Here is a 14,010-nt window from a genome sequence, read left to right on the forward strand (position 1 = left end):
CCAGCGCCCCAGCCATGAGTGCCATCGCCCCCTTTCCCAAGTTTGCCGAGCCCGCCTCCCGCCCCGGCCTGCCCGCCCGCCGTCACCGGCTGCAGGTGGTTCCGTTGTCGGATTCGGTCGCGGCCGCGTTCTTCGACAGTCCCGCAGACGCGCCCGACGACGCCCGCCAGGGCCAGGGTCCGATTTCGGCGCGCAGCGGCGACGACTTGCTGTGCCTGCCGCAGATCGCCAGCCAGTTGGCCCGCGCCGGTGGCGGGCAGCGCCATGTCACGCTTCTGGGCCTGCCCGCGCGGCGGCTTTGCCGCGACGGGCTGCGGGTGCTGCGCGACGGCGAGACGCTGGCCGAGATCGACCCGATGGCGCTGCAATCGCCGCTGGTCGATCCGCTGGCGCTGATGGCCGGGCTCTCGCCCGATGGCGGCCGGCGGCTGCTGCGGCTTTTGCTGACCACCGGGCTGTCGCTGTTCGGCAAGGGTTCGGTCGACGGCTTCCGCGACGTGATCGCCCAGCTGCTCGAAAGCCTGACGCCCGCCAGCCTGCCCTTGCGCGCCTGGTGCCCGGTGGGGCAAAGCGCGGCCGTTGCCAGCTATCTGCTGCCGCGCGGCCTGACCGCGGACGGCTTCACCGATCTGGTGGTGGTCAGCCGCCAGCGGGTGCGCCGCCTGTCGGGCTTCGAGATCGATGTCGAGACCTCGGGCAAGGGGCGGCTGCTGCATGTCTTCCTGCCCCAGGGCCTGCCCGCCGACAGCACGCTGGTCGCGCTGTCGGACGCGCCGCTCCGGCTGGCCGGGCCCGCCCGGCGCCAGCCCGGCCGCCCGCTCGGCCCCTGGCTCGCCCGGCGCGCGCCGCGGCTGCGCCAGCGGATGCGCGACCGGCTGGCGCGGCTGTCCGAACGCGACGAAAGTGCCGCCGCGCTGCTGGCCGAGATCGCCTGCCCCGAGGCCGACCGCCCCACCGCCCGCGCCGAGCGGCTGATGGCGACGCCGCATGGGCTGTTCTACATCCTGGCGGTGTCCGATCCCCGGCGGCTTCTGACCGGGATCGCGCTTGCCAGCGGCGACGCCACCGCCGAGTTGCCGCTGGGCCGTCCGCTGCACCATCCCCGGCTGGGGCGGCTGCAGGTGGGCTTCCTGCCCGGCATCGCCGGGTTCGAGCCGGGCGAAGAGGCCGCGCTGTCGCTGCTTTATCGCTCGGGCCATCGCGCCCACGCCGGGGCCACGCGGATCGACGCACTGCCCGCGGCGCTGCCCCCGGTTCTCGAGGCGCTGCCCGCCACCGATCTGGCCCCGGTGCTGGCCTCCGTCCTTGGCGACGCGCTGCCCTCCCGGCCCCGGATCGCGGCCGAGCTGCTGCCGGTCGCCCGGCCCGCCCGCCCCCTGCGCAGCGCGCTGATCGTCGCGCTCGACGGCTCGCTCGACTATCCCCATGCGCTGGCCGCGACCCTTGGCGATGCCCGCGAGACCGGCCTGATCCTGCATCACCGCGACCCCGATGCGGTGCCCGCGCTGCGCCGGATCGCGGCCGATCTGCATGCCGTCCACGGGATCGGGGTCGAGATCGCCGATCTGCCGCGCCGCGACCTGCTGCCAGCCGAGCGGGTCCGCGCGATCCTGGCGGCCGTGACGGCGCCGGTGTCGATCTTGCTGGCGCAGGACACGCTGCCCGAAGGTGCCGACTGGCTGACCGACTGGGTCGCCGATCTCGACCGGCCCGGCCCGGCACTTGGCGGCGCGATCCTGATGAACCACGATGGCACGCTGCGCGACGGTCTGACCGCCGGGGACGACCCGGCGCGGCTGCTGCCCGAGGCCTGCCTCGGCCTGAACGCCGCCGCCCGCGCCCGGCTGCTGGCCAGCCCGCTGCGCGTGCCCGGCATCGGCGCCGACATGGCGCTTCTGGCGGCGGCGCTGCGCCGGGATCAAACCGCGCGGATCGCACTGCATCCCGGGCTTTGCGCCACCGCCCATGCCGCCCCCGCGCCGCGTCCCGAGGCGGTGCGCCTGGCCGAAGACCTGATCCTGTCCGCCGAGGTGCAGCCGTGAAGATCCTCGTCATCTGCCACGACCACCCCGCTTTCACCGATGGCGGCACCGAACATGCCGCGCATGACCTGTGCCGCACGCTCGACGCCCGGCCGGGCATCTCGGCGCGGTTCCTTGCCGCCTCGACCTCGCTCACCCATCCCGAGGTCCGGCCCGGCAGCCTGCACGGCATCGGCCGCGATCTTCTGCTGCGGACCGGGGCCTATGACGCCTTCTCTATGCGGCGGATGGACGGCACCGACTGGGCCGGCGCCGTCGCCCGGGTGCTGGAGGCGGTCGAACCCGACGTCGTGCATCTGCACGGACTCGACCGGATCGGCGCCGAGATCGTGCCGCTGATCCGGCGGCTGCGTCCCGCCGCGCGGCTGGTGCTGACCCTGCACGACTTTCAGGCGATCTGCCCGGCCGACGGGTTGATGCTGCGCCGCGATGGCGGGCTCTGCACCCGGCCCGCGGCCGATGCCTGCCGCCGGTGCCTGCCGCAGATCGCGGTCGGGGCGCATGCCCTGCGCAAGGCGCGGCTCCTGGCGATCCTCGATCAGATCGACGCGATCCTGGCGCCCAGCCGCGACCTGCGCGACCGCTTCGTCGCCTGGGGCCTGCCCGCCGAGCGGATCGCGGTGCTGCCGAATGCGGTTGCCCCGCTGGCGCTGCCCGCCGCCACGGCCCGGCCGCGCCCCAACCGCTTTGCCTATTTCGGCAATCTCGCGCCCCACAAGGGCGTGGGCGTCCTGCTGACGGCCGCCGCGGATCTGGCAGGCCGGGGCGCCGATCTGCGGCTGGCGCTGCACGGGCGGCTGAACCACCCCGCCCCCGAGGCCGAGGCCGCCTTTGCCGAAGGACTGGCCGCCGCAGCACCGCTGGCGCGCCACCTTGGCCCCTATGACCGCGATCAGGTGCACGGGCTGATGGCCGAGGCCGACTGGGTCGTGATCCCGTCGCTCTGGTACGAGAACGCGCCGCTCGTCGCTCTCGAGGCCCAGCGCGCCGGGCGTCCGGTGATCTGCACCGCTCAGGGCGGGCTGAAAGAGCTGGTGCGCGACGGCATCGACGGGCTGCATGTGCCGCGCGCCGATCCGGTGGCGCTCGCTGACCGGATGGAGGCCGCGGCCGCCGATCCCGCGCTTTGGGCGCGGCTGTCGGCCAACCTGCGCCCGCCGCCGACGCTGGAGGACAGCGCCCGCTGGCATCTCGACCACTATTCCCGGCTGACCGAGGTTCTGCCCGCATGACCGCCCTGAAAGACATATCCGCCGCCCCGCTCGCAATTCTGCAGCCCCGGCCGATCGTGCTGCCGGGGGGGGCGCTCGCGATCCACTGCTTCTCGGACCTCGACGCCCCCGCCCCCGAGGCGGCGCGGCCCGAGGGCGATGCGGCCCCGGCCTGGGCCGCGCGGTTCTGGCAGGCAGACGGGCGCTGGCACGGGCTGGCCATCCTCGGCGCCGCGACCCTTGGCCCCTTTGCGCTGACCGATGCCTCGGGCGCCCCGGTCGCAGAGGTCGGCACCCCCGCCTCGGTCGCGACCGAGGCCGCAGCACTGGCCACCCATCTGCGCGAGACCGGCGCGCCGGTCGCCGAACTGGTGCAGTTTCTCGACGAGGCGTTCGAGGCCTCGGGCAGCGAGGCCGCGCAGCGGTTCCAGACCGATCTTCTGCGCGAGACCTCGCAGGCCGACGGCTTTGTCGAACTGGTGGTGCGCCCCGAATGCGGCGGGCTTTTCCTGCAGGGCTGGGCCCATAGCAGCCTGACCGGGCCGCTCAGCCTTCTGGGTCAGGCCGCGGGCGTCGAGGCCGTCGCGGCCGTCTTCCGCCGCGACGACATCCTCGCCCCGGCCGCGGGCTTCTGCATCTTCGTCAAGGACTGGGCCGGGCGGCTCGACGGCTGCAAGGTGCTGTTCGTCGAACACGAGGGCGGGCTTCTCAGGCTCGATCTGGTGCCCGACGCGCCCGCGCCGATTGCAGGTGCCGACGCCACCGAACATGTTCGCGCGATGCTGCCCCGGCTGGCGGCCTCGGGCGCCTCGGTCGAACCCTTCAAGCGGATCGTCCGGCCGCGCTTCGACGGGCGGAACACGCTGGCCGAACATCCCGGCCCGACCACCGCCGCCATCGACCGCATCCTGCGCACGCCCGCGGGCGGGATCTTCGTCACCGGCTGGCTGCTCGATCCGCTGGACCGGGTCGAGAGGGTGATCCTGAAGACTTCGGCCAATCTGTACGCGCCGCTGCACGACCGCTGGCACCGTACCGACCGGCCCGACCTGAACGACGCCTTCGCCCCCGATCCGCGCTTTCAGGGGCTGATCGACCCGCGCGAACGGCTGCACGGCTTCGTCTGCGCAGTTTCGGCCCCGGCCGAAAAGCTGGACGGCGCCGAGGCCTACCTGGAACTCGTCATGAAGGACGACGGCTGCCTGTTCCTGCCGGTCGAGCTGACCCCCTGCGACGGCCCCGGCGCCGCGCATCCGGTCTTCAGCGCGCTGCAGCCGCACGACCCGGCGCTGGGCAGCCTGATCTCGGACCATGCGGCGCCCTTCCTCGCCAGCCTGCCCCGGCGCGGCGCACCGAACCGTCTGACGGTGCAGCCGCTGGCGGGCGGCCCGGCCGGGCGCACCGTCGCCGCCGTCATGCCGGTCACCGATCTGGCCCATCTGCATCCGGTCATGGCCTGCCTCGCGGGCCAGCCCGAGGCATCCGAGCTTGACCTGATCCTGGTCGCCGGGCGTGAGGGCGCGGCCCGGCTGGCCGAGGAACTCGACCATCAGTTCCGCTTTTTCGGGCTGACCGGGGCGCTGGTGCTGGTGCCCGATCACGAGACGCTGGCGGGCCGGCTCGACGCCGGAGCGGCGGCCTCGGACGCACCCGAGATCCTGGTCTGGCAGACCTCGGTCCTGCCCAAATCGCCCGGCTGGCTCGACCGGCTGCGTGCGGGCGCGGCGGGGCTTCCGGGCGCGGCCGTCGTCTCGCCGATGCTCTGCTACGAGGACGGGTCGGTCTATTTCGGCGGCAGCGAGGCCGCGACGCCGCCCCGGGGCGCGGTCTGCGCGCTGGTCGGGTTCGAGCGGCACCGTATCGCCGATGGCGCGCCGCGCCCGGCCGCCGCGATCCCGGCCGAGATCGCGCTGATCGCACGGGCCGCTCTCGATCAGGCGGGCGGGTTCCGCGGCGGGCTTTGGGGCGACCGCTTCATCGGTCAGGACCTGACGCTGCGGCTGGCGCGCTCGGGCGCGCGGCCCTGGTGCGACCCCTCGGCCGAATTCTGGATGCTGGACGCCGCCCCGCCCCAGGGCGACCCGGCGCGGCGCGAGCTGGTCGACCGGGTCGATGCCGCGCTGATCGCATTGCAGCGCCGCCGCGCGGGCGGCCCGCATCTGGCACCCGTCGGGCAGAAGGCCGACAGCAAGGGAGACCGCACATGAAGGCGCTCATCATCTCGCATGCGCATCCCGATTTCTCGATCGGCGGCGCGCAGGTGGCCTCCTACAACCTGCATCGCGGGCTGCGCCAGCAACCCGGCTGGACCTCGCATTACCTGGCGGGCATCGGCGCCCCGGTGATGCCGCATCGCGACACGCCGCTGATGGCGATGGACCGCGCCCCCGATGAATCGCTGTTCTGGTCGAACGATTTCGACTGGTTCCATCTGGGGTCCAAGGACGTGGGCGGGCTTATGGCCCATTTCGAGCGCTTCCTCGCCGAGCTGAAGCCCGACGTCGTCAACATGCACCATGTGATGGGCTTCGGGGTGCAGGCGATCCGGTCGATCCGCCGGGCGCTGGCCGATGTGCCCATCGTCTACACGCTGCACGAATACCTGCCGATCTGCGCCCATCACGGCCAGATGATCAAGCCCAAGACCCATGCGCTGTGCCTGAAGGCGACGCCCTCCGATTGCGGCATGTGCTTCCCCGAGATCGGGGCCGCCAACCTGCTGCGCCGCGAGGCCTTCATCAAGAGCTTCTTCGCCGAGGTCGACGCTTTCGTCAGCCCCTCGCATTTCCTGCTGTCGCGCTTTGCCGACTGGGGCCTGCCGCAGGACAAGCTGGTGATGATCGAAAACGGGCTCGATGCCGGAACGCCCGCACCGCTGCGCCCGCTGGCGCCGGGCGGGCGGCGCAACCGGTTTGCCTATTTCGGCCAGCTCAACCCGTTCAAGGGCATCAAGGTGCTGATCGACGCGGTCACCCGCATCCCCGAACCCGTCTGGGGCGACAGCATCCTCAACGTATATGGCGGCAATCTCGAACACCAGCCCGAGGACTTCCAGGCCTCGGTCAAGGATCTGTTCCGTCAGGCCGGGCGCCGGGTGCGGTTCCGCGGGTCCTACAAGAGCCACGAGATGCCCGACCTGATGCGCGACGCGGACTGGATGATCATTCCCTCGACCTGGTGGGAAAACGCCCCCGTGGTGATCCAGGAATCCTTCTTCCACGGCCGCCCGATCATCGCCTCGGATATCGGCGGCATGGCCGAAAAGGTCCGCCACGGCGTCGACGGGCTGCATTTCAAGGTCTCGAATGCCGACAGCCTGGCCGAGACCATGACCCAGGCGATCCTGCAGCCCCGGCTTTGGGACCGGCTGCATGCGGGCATCCGTCCGCCGACCACGGCCGACGAGGCAGGCGCCCGCCATGCCGAACTGTTCGGCAAGCTGCTGGCGCGCCGGAACGACCGGCGCACCGGACCGGTGGCTGCCGAATGACGCGGCGCGCCGATCCGGCGGGGCGTCTCGACGAGACGCTGCGCGATCTTCTGCACGGCGGTGTCGCGGCAGGCGCGGTCGGCTTTTTCGTCAACCTGCTGCATCTGGGCCTGCCGCTCTTCACCATTCAGGTCTATTCCCGGGTGCTGTCCAGCGGCAGCGTCGAGACGCTGACGGCGCTGGCCATCCTCGCGCTGACGCTTTTGGCGTTCCAGACCCTGCTGGACGTGATGCGTCAGCGGATCTTCGTGATCCTTGCCAACCGGACGGTCGCGCGGCTGGGCAAGCCGGTCTTCGAGGCCGCCATCGAATCGAGCCTGACCAAGGGCCCCCAGGCCGCCAGCGGCGCGATGCAGGACGTCTCGGAACTGCGCGCCTTTCTGGCCGGGGGGGCGCTGGCCTTGCCGCTCGATCTGGCATTCGCGCCGGTCTTCCTGCTGGCGCTCTTTCTGTTGCACCCGGTTTACGGCTTTGTCGGGCTTGGCGGCGCGCTGGCGCTGGGGGTTGCGGCCATCGCGACCGAACTCCTGCTGCGCGGCCCCTCGAAAGAGGGCACCCAGGCCACCGCCCGGGTCAATGGCGAGACCGCCGAGGCGATCCGCCATGCCGAACTGATCACCGCCATGGGCATGCTGCCCGCGCTGGCCCGGCGCTGGCGCCTGGCGCAGAACCGCGCCATCGAGATGTCCGAACGCGGGGCAAAGCTCGCGCGGCTCTTGTCGACGCTGACCCGGACGCTGCGCGTGGTGTTGCAGATCGCGGTGATCGGCTCGGCCGCCTATCTGGTGATCGAGGACAAGGTCTCGGCCTCGACGATCTTCGCCGCCACGGTGCTGACCGGGCGGCTGTTGTTGCCCTTCGAACAGACCGCCTCGGGCTGGAAGCAATGGCTTGAGGCGCGCGCCGTTCTGGACCGGCTGAAAGGCGTCACCCGTGACGGCGTGGCCGCGCGCTCCGCCACCCCGGTCGAGATTGAATCGGGTCGCCTGGTGGCCGAACGGCTAAGCTATTTCGCCCCCGGGGGCGGCAGCCGACCAGTGCTGCAGAACATCAATTTCAGCCTGGAAAGCGGGATGATGATGGGGGTGATCGGCCCCTCGGGCGCGGGCAAGTCCTCGCTGTCGCGGCTGATCGTCGGCATCGCCCAGCCAAGCGCCGGCGGGCTTTACCTCGACGGGCAAAGCACCTTCGCCCATGAACGCGAAAGCTTCGGCCGCGCCGTGGGCTACCTGCCGCAGGAACCGACGTTGCTGACCGGCACCGTGCGCGACAACATCGCCCGGTTCGGCGACCATGACATGGCCGCGGTGGTGCGCGCCGCCCGTGCCGCCGGGGTGCACGAGCTGATCGGCAGCCTGCCGCAGGGCTATGCGACGCCCCTGGGCAGCGGCGGCCATCCGCTGAGCGGCGGCCAGCGCCAGCGCATCGCGCTGGCCCGCGCGCTGATCGGCACACCCCGGCTGATCGTGCTGGACGAGCCCAACTCGAACCTCGACGCCGAGGGCGAGGCGGCGCTCGTCGCCGCCATCGAAACCGCCCGCGCCGCCGGCGCGACCGTTGTCGTCGTGGCGCAGCGCATGTCGATCCTGAATCGCGCCGACCGGCTGCTGCGGCTGCAGGACGGTGCGATGGTGCAATTCGGCCCGCGCGACGAGGTGATGCAGGCCCTGACGCCGCAGCGCCCGCAACCGCCGCGCCGCCGCCGGGAGATCGCGTCATGACCGATGTTCTGCATCTCGATCCCGAGGACCCGCCGCTGCCGTCCTACTGGCCCGTGGTCTGGGCGGCACTGGGCGTCGCGCTGGCGCTGAGCCTGACCCTGACCGGCTGGGCGATGACCGCCCGGCTTGACGCGGCGCTGGTGTCGCACGGGGTTCTGCATGCCGACAGCGAGCGCAAGACGGTCGAGCATCTGGAAGGCGGCATTCTCGCCCGGCTGCTGGTGCAATCGGGCGACATGGTCGAGGCCGGTCAGGTCGTGGCCCAACTCGACCCGACCCAGACCGACGAGAAGCTGGCGCAGCTGCGCTCGGACCGCGACGCGACCCGCTTCGCGTTGTGGCGGCTTGCTGCGGAAGAAGAGAACCGGCCGCTCGACCCGGCCACGGCGCCGCCCTGCGACACCTGCCTCCGCGCCGACAAGATCGCCGAGACCACGCGGCTGTTCGAGGCGCGCCAGCGCGCCCATGGCGCCCAGATCGATTCGCTGAACCGCCAGATCGGCCAGCTCGAAGGCCAGATCGCCGCCAACGAGGGTCAGCGCAAGGCGGCCGAGCGGCAGGTTCAGCTGTGGGAGGACGAACGCCGCATGGTGGCCGATCTGGTCGACCGCGGCGCCTCGCCCAAGCGCGACCTGCTGGATCTGGACCGTGCCATCGCCTCGCTTGCGGGCGACCGCGACGAAAGCGCGGGGAAGGTCGAGGCCGCCCGCCAGGACATCGCCCGCGCGCGGTCCGATCTGGTCGCGCTGACCCAGCAGCGGCTGGCCGAGATCGCCACCAGCGAAACCGAGGCCCGCACCCGGCTGGCCGCGCTCGACAGCCAGATCCGTGCCATGGAAGACGTGCGCGCCCGGCTGGACCTGCGCGCGCCGCAGGCCGGAAAGGTGGTCGAGATCAATACCGTGACCCCCGGTGCCGTGCTGGGATCGGGCCAGCCCCTGATGGAGATCCTGCCCCGCGACGACCAGCTTGTGGCGCTGGTCAAGCTGCCCCCCGACGCCATCGACACGCTGCATCGGGGCGTGCCCGCCAAGGTGCGGCTGACCGCCTTCAAGCGGTCCGACGCGCCCACCGTGACCGGCGAGGTGTCCTATGTCTCGGCCGACCTGCTCGAGGACTCGCAGACCGGCGCGAACTATTTCGAGGCCCGGGTGACGCTCGATCCCGACAGCGTGGCCGAGCTCGACGGCGTGGCGCTGACCGCAGGCATGCCGGTCGAGGTCACTTTAACGATCGGTGAACGAAGGGCGGGCGATTATCTGCTCGAACCGATCCTGCGTCACTTCCGGCGCGCCTTCAACGAGGAGTGAGCTGCGCATGACCCGCAAGGCCATTCTGCAAATCGGCACCGAGAAGACCGGCACGACGACGCTTCAGACCTTCCTGGCGGCCAATCGCGAGGCGCTGGCGGCGCGCGGCTTCGTCTATCCGCGTTTCTGCGGCGCCCTCAACCATACCGGCCTGGCCGCCTATGCGATGGATGCCGACCGGCCCGACAGCCTCAAGCACCCCTTCGGCGGCATCGCGGCCGCCGACACTCCGGCGATGCGCGCGCGGCTCAGGGCCGCCGCGGCCGAGGATCTGGACGGCAGCGGTACAGCGATCTTCTGCAGCGAACATTGCCACAGCCGCCTTGTCTCCGAAACCGAGGTGCAGCGACTTCGCGACTTCCTCGCGCCCCATTTCGACGAGATCCGGGTGTCGGTCTATCTGCGGCGGCAGGACCAGATCGCGCTCAGCCTCTATTCGACCATGCTGAAAAGCGGCGCGGTGCCCGACCGGATCATCGGCATCCCCGACCCCGAAAACCCCTATTACAATTATGACCGCTTCCTCGGGCTCTGGGAAAAGGTCTTCGGGCAGGACGCGGTTTCGGTCCGCATCTTCGAACGGTCCAGCCTGACCGGCGGCAGCATCGTCGACGACTTTCTCGATCAGTGGCAGATCGGCCCGCCCGAGGCCTTCGCCCCGGTGGCCGACGAAAACGGGTCGATCTCGCCCGAGGCCCAGCATTTCCTGCTGAGCCTCAACCGCCACTTCGGCGAGGGCAGCACACCCGAGGACTGGGCGATCCGCGGCCAGCTGGTCGCCAGCCTGTCCGCGGGCTTTCCCGGCAAGGGCCTGCGCCCGGCGCGGGCCGCGGCACAAACCTTCTACGAGGCGTTCCGCCCGTCGAACGCGGCAGTCGCGGCCCGTCATTTCCCGGATCGCGCCACGCTTTTTTCCGAAGATTTCAGCGTCTATCCCGAAACCGCCGACCAGATCGAGCCCAACCCGGATACGCTGGCGCGGGTGGCCGCGGCCCTTCTGGTCGAACGTGGGCGCGAGATTGAACGGCTGGAGGCCGAGATCGCGATCCGCGACGCGCGGCTGCTGGGGCGACAGGACCGGCTTGAGGACGCGGCCGCGACGCTGGCCCGGGCCATCGCCCGCGCCCCCCGCCAGCCCGGCCTCCACCGCACCTCGGGCGAGTTCCTGCTGCGGCTCGGACGCAACCAGGAAAGCCTCGCCGCCGCGCGCGAGGCCTGCGCCTTGCAGCCCGACAACTGGGAATACCGCCATTTCCTTGGGATCGTGCTGGCCGCATGTGCCGAACCGGCCGCCGCAGCCGACGTTCAGCGCGAGGCGCTGAGCATGAAGCCCGGCCATCCGGGCATCGAGCGGGCCCTTGAGGCCGCCCTGTCGCAATGCCCGCCCCCGGCGGGTGCCACCGTATGAGTTCAAGAAGGGACGATTGAAGGATGCTCAATCTCACGCCTGCCCAATCGGCCAGAGTCCAGGCCGCCGGCCTTCGGCTGTCGGGCCTTGCCAAGACCGGACATCTGCACCCCAGCTCCTGGGTCGAGGGTCCGACGGCCATCCATGCCACGGTACCGGCCGGCTCGATCCTGCGCCTGGGCGCCTTCTGCAATCTCAGCGGCAGCCAGATCAACAATGCCGAGATCGGCCGCTACTGCTCGATCGCCAAGAATGTGGTCATCGGCACCCATGAACATCCGACCAACTGGCTGACCTCGTCGCGCACCGCCTATTTTCCACAGGTCAACGGCTGGGACCGGCTGATGGCGGGCGAGGACGCGCCGTCGCTTCAACGGCGCAAGCGCCCCTTCCCCGGCAGCTGTCCGGTCACCGTGCTGGGCCCCGATGTCTGGATCGGCGAAGGCGCGTTCATCAAGTCCGGCATCACCATCGGCGCCGGTGCGATCATCGGCGCGCGGGCGACGGTGGTGAAGGATGTGCCGCCCTATGCCATCGTCGTCGGCACCCCCGGCCGGGTGCTGCGGCTGCGCTTTCCCGAACCCGTGGTCGAACGGCTTCTGGCGCTGGAATGGTGGCGCTTCTCGATCTACGACCTGTTCGACGCGCCCTTCGACGATATCGAACGCGCGATCGACGCGATCGGCGAGATGGCCGCCTCGGGCGCGGTGACGCCCTATCAGGGACCGGTGTTCAGCGCCGAGGATCTGGCCGATCCGGACCGGATGCTGCAAGTTCTGGACGGGAGCCCGCTTGCGCTGGCCAGTTGACATGCACCCGGATCAGATCCCGCTCCGGCCCCACCCGGCAGTCGGCATCGAGCCGCATCCGGGTGAGGGTCAGCCACAGATGATCGCCCACCCGGTCGAGCATCGGGGACGGGCTGTCCGGGTCGACCAGCGACGGGTAGGCATAGGCCGCGCCCTGCCCGCAATCGCGCGCCCACAGAAGCGGGGCCTCGACCAGCAGTACCGGATCGTCCCAATGGATCAGATCGCGCGAGACATAGCCCCAGATCCCCGCCTGGCGTCGCCCGTCCGCATCGCGTCCGACCCGCGGCGAGACCGCCAGGAAGCGCCCCGTCGCGGGCTGAAAGACGACCGAACTCAGCGTGGCATCGAGCCCCGGCAGCGGCGCGCAGACATGCACGTCGGGGTCGGCGACGGCGCCGCGATAGGGATCGGCGAAGCGCGCCGAAAACCCTTGCCCGTCCCAGGCGCGCCAATCGCCCGGCCCGCCATCGACCCTTCGGCGCAGCAGGCAGGCGCCCCGGCGCTGCGCGCCATAGGCTTCGGCAAAGACGAAGACATTCAGGAACCCGTCCGCCTCGAAAATGTTCGAGGGCGTAAAATAGCCGCTGCGCCGGGTCTGGCCAGGATCGTAGGGATAGGGCAGCGCCGCAACCGGCGGGCCCGGCAGGCGGGCGAAGCTTTCCCCGCCATCGCGGCTTTCCAGCGCCACCACCGCATTCCGCCAGCAGGCCATGTAGCGCCCGGCGGCACAGGCACCCGGATGCCGGTCGCCCTGATATTCCATATGCCCCAGCGCCTCGATCCGCGCGCCGTCGCGGGTAAAGATGGACGACACCCAGGTCCGGTCGTTCCGCACCGCCGGGTCGGCGTCTTCGCCGCCGCGATGCACCACCCCGCAGACCCGCGCCAGCCGGTCGGCGGCCGGGCCAAGGCTCTGGCGGCTCTGGTCGGACCCCGCGATCATGTGGATGCGGTCCTCCGCGTCGCGCCAGAACCGCGCCGGGGCGTCGGGAATGTCCCAGCGCCCGCAGCGTTCGGCGCTCCAGTCGAACAGCAGCGACGCGGCGTCCAGCGGCGCCACCGGATCGGCGCCGGGCGACTCCGCCAGGGCCAGCCCCGCCAGTCCCGCCGCCGCGATCAGACCTGCGCCCCGCCTCATGCCGTTCCGCTCCTTCCCGCCAGCGGCACCCCGCAGCCTTCCGAAAGACTTGTCCCATGACCGCCGCCGCACCGTCCGACATCACCCGGGCCTTGCCCGCCGCCGACGATCCCCAGACCCGGGTCAATGGCGTCTACGACCTGCCCGCGCCCGGCCGCATCGCCGGATGGGCCATCGACCGCGCAGATCCCTCGGCTGCCGTCGAGGTCGAAATCTACCGCGAAGGGCGGCTTGTCGCCAAGGCCCGCGCCGACCGCCACCGGCCCGATCTGGAACGCGGCGGCATCGGCACCGGCCGCTACGGCTTTGCGGTCGAGATCGACCCGCCGGTCGAGCCCGGCCTGGCCTTCACCCTGTCGGTCCGCGCGATCACCGGCGACGGGGTCGCGGGGGCTTTGCGTGCCACGGGCGCCGCGCTGCCCTCGGACGATCCCGACCGCCGGGTTCTGGAAACCGTGTTTGCCCGAGTCGCGGCGCTTGGCACCGAGATCGCCGATCTGCGCGGCGCGCTCGCGCGCCATGACGATCCCGCCGACCTGCAGGAAATCGCCCGCGCGCTCGACCGGATCGAGCTGGTTCAGGCCCGGCTGGAACTGACCGCGGCCGGGTCCGGTGGGACCGCCGCGCCCGACCCGCTGGCCGGGCTCCGCCGGATGGTGGTTGCCTCGCTCGTGCTGGGCGGCGCCGCGCTGGCGCTGGGCCTCTGGTCGCTTTTCGCGGGCTAGGCCATCGGCCCCCGCTCTTTCCTGACGCTGTGACACAAAGGACGATTCACATCATGAGCCGGCAAGTAACGAAGGCGGTTTTTCCCGTTGCGGGATTGGGGACGCGGTTTCTTCCCGCGACGAAGTCGATCCCGAAAGAGATCATGACGCTGG

10 protein-coding genes and 1 pseudogene are annotated in these 14,010 nt (G+C 71.3%); 10 read left to right on the top strand and 1 reads right to left on the bottom strand.

Annotated features, from left to right (window positions below; all coding sequences use genetic code 11):
* Positions 1-14: 14 nt before the first annotated feature.
* The 8 genes from C8N38_RS17950 to C8N38_RS22165 are packed head-to-tail and all read left to right on the top strand — an operon-like array spanning position 15 to position 11,991.
* The gene (locus C8N38_RS17950) at positions 15-2,042 is read left to right on the top strand and encodes a hypothetical protein (RefSeq protein WP_108028513.1); all 2,028 of its coding nucleotides are present in this window, start codon (positions 15-17) and stop codon (positions 2,040-2,042) included.
* On the top strand, positions 2,039-3,274 hold the full coding sequence (locus C8N38_RS17955; RefSeq protein WP_108028514.1) for a glycosyltransferase family 4 protein: 1,236 nt from the start codon (positions 2,039-2,041) through the stop codon (positions 3,272-3,274). Before C8N38_RS17950 ends, C8N38_RS17955 begins: the two co-directional genes overlap by 4 nt.
* Positions 3,271-5,460, top strand: a complete 2,190-nt coding sequence (locus C8N38_RS17960) for a hypothetical protein (RefSeq protein ID WP_108028515.1) — start codon at positions 3,271-3,273, stop codon at positions 5,458-5,460. The genes C8N38_RS17955 and C8N38_RS17960 overlap by 4 nt, the downstream gene beginning before the upstream one ends.
* Positions 5,457-6,743: a glycosyltransferase family 4 protein gene (locus tag C8N38_RS17965; protein ID WP_108028516.1), complete on the top strand. Its 1,287-nt coding sequence runs from the start codon at positions 5,457-5,459 to the stop codon at positions 6,741-6,743. The genes C8N38_RS17960 and C8N38_RS17965 overlap by 4 nt, the downstream gene beginning before the upstream one ends.
* Positions 6,740-8,464, top strand: a complete 1,725-nt coding sequence (locus tag C8N38_RS17970; RefSeq protein WP_108028517.1) for a type I secretion system permease/ATPase — start codon at positions 6,740-6,742, stop codon at positions 8,462-8,464. Before C8N38_RS17965 ends, C8N38_RS17970 begins: the two co-directional genes overlap by 4 nt.
* The gene (locus C8N38_RS17975) at positions 8,461-9,774 is read left to right on the top strand and encodes an HlyD family type I secretion periplasmic adaptor subunit (RefSeq protein WP_108028518.1); all 1,314 of its coding nucleotides are present in this window, start codon (positions 8,461-8,463) and stop codon (positions 9,772-9,774) included. The genes C8N38_RS17970 and C8N38_RS17975 overlap by 4 nt, the downstream gene beginning before the upstream one ends.
* 7 nt (positions 9,775-9,781) lie before the next feature.
* Entirely contained in the window at positions 9,782-11,182 is a 1,401-nt protein-coding gene (locus C8N38_RS17980) for a tetratricopeptide repeat protein (protein WP_108028519.1), read from the top strand.
* Positions 11,183-11,205: 23 nt separating this feature from the next.
* Positions 11,206-11,991: a CatB-related O-acetyltransferase gene (locus C8N38_RS22165; RefSeq protein ID WP_108028520.1), complete on the top strand. Its 786-nt coding sequence runs from the start codon at positions 11,206-11,208 to the stop codon at positions 11,989-11,991.
* Here C8N38_RS22165 and C8N38_RS17990 read toward each other — a convergent pair.
* Positions 11,915-13,132 (bottom strand): hypothetical protein, encoded by a 1,218-nt coding sequence (locus tag C8N38_RS17990; protein ID WP_108028521.1) that lies wholly within the window; start codon positions 13,130-13,132, stop codon positions 11,915-11,917. The two genes, C8N38_RS22165 and C8N38_RS17990, sit on opposite strands and share 77 nt — an antisense overlap.
* Before the next feature lie 56 nt (positions 13,133-13,188).
* On the opposite strand from C8N38_RS17990, the gene C8N38_RS17995 reads away from it, so the two are divergent.
* Together C8N38_RS17995 and C8N38_RS22040 are read left to right on the top strand one after the other, a co-directional pair.
* Positions 13,189-13,857: an ABC transporter C-terminal domain-containing protein gene (locus C8N38_RS17995; RefSeq protein ID WP_108028522.1), complete on the top strand. Its 669-nt coding sequence runs from the start codon at positions 13,189-13,191 to the stop codon at positions 13,855-13,857.
* A gap of 53 nt (positions 13,858-13,910) precedes the next feature.
* Positions 13,911-14,010 (top strand): annotated as a pseudogene (locus C8N38_RS22040) (UTP--glucose-1-phosphate uridylyltransferase); the annotation flags it as partial.

The sequence above is a fragment of the Rhodovulum kholense genome (assembly GCF_003053725.1).
In the GTDB taxonomy this organism is placed as follows: Bacteria; Pseudomonadota; Alphaproteobacteria; order Rhodobacterales; family Rhodobacteraceae; genus Rhodovulum; species Rhodovulum kholense.

Coding starts and splice junctions, on each gene's coding strand:
- C8N38_RS22165 (WP_108028520.1), top strand. CDS start 11,206: ATGCTCAATCTCACGCCTGCCCAATCGGCCAGAGTCCAGGCCGCCGGC.
- C8N38_RS17995 (WP_108028522.1), top strand. CDS start 13,189: ATGACCGCCGCCGCACCGTCCGACATCACCCGGGCCTTGCCCGCCGCC.
- C8N38_RS17990 (WP_108028521.1), bottom strand. CDS start 13,132: ATGAGGCGGGGCGCAGGTCTGATCGCGGCGGCGGGACTGGCGGGGCTG.
- C8N38_RS17960 (WP_108028515.1), top strand. CDS start 3,271: ATGACCGCCCTGAAAGACATATCCGCCGCCCCGCTCGCAATTCTGCAG.
- C8N38_RS17950 (WP_108028513.1), top strand. CDS start 15: ATGAGTGCCATCGCCCCCTTTCCCAAGTTTGCCGAGCCCGCCTCCCGC.
- C8N38_RS17970 (WP_108028517.1), top strand. CDS start 6,740: ATGACGCGGCGCGCCGATCCGGCGGGGCGTCTCGACGAGACGCTGCGC.
- C8N38_RS17965 (WP_108028516.1), top strand. CDS start 5,457: ATGAAGGCGCTCATCATCTCGCATGCGCATCCCGATTTCTCGATCGGC.
- C8N38_RS17975 (WP_108028518.1), top strand. CDS start 8,461: ATGACCGATGTTCTGCATCTCGATCCCGAGGACCCGCCGCTGCCGTCC.
- C8N38_RS17980 (WP_108028519.1), top strand. CDS start 9,782: ATGACCCGCAAGGCCATTCTGCAAATCGGCACCGAGAAGACCGGCACG.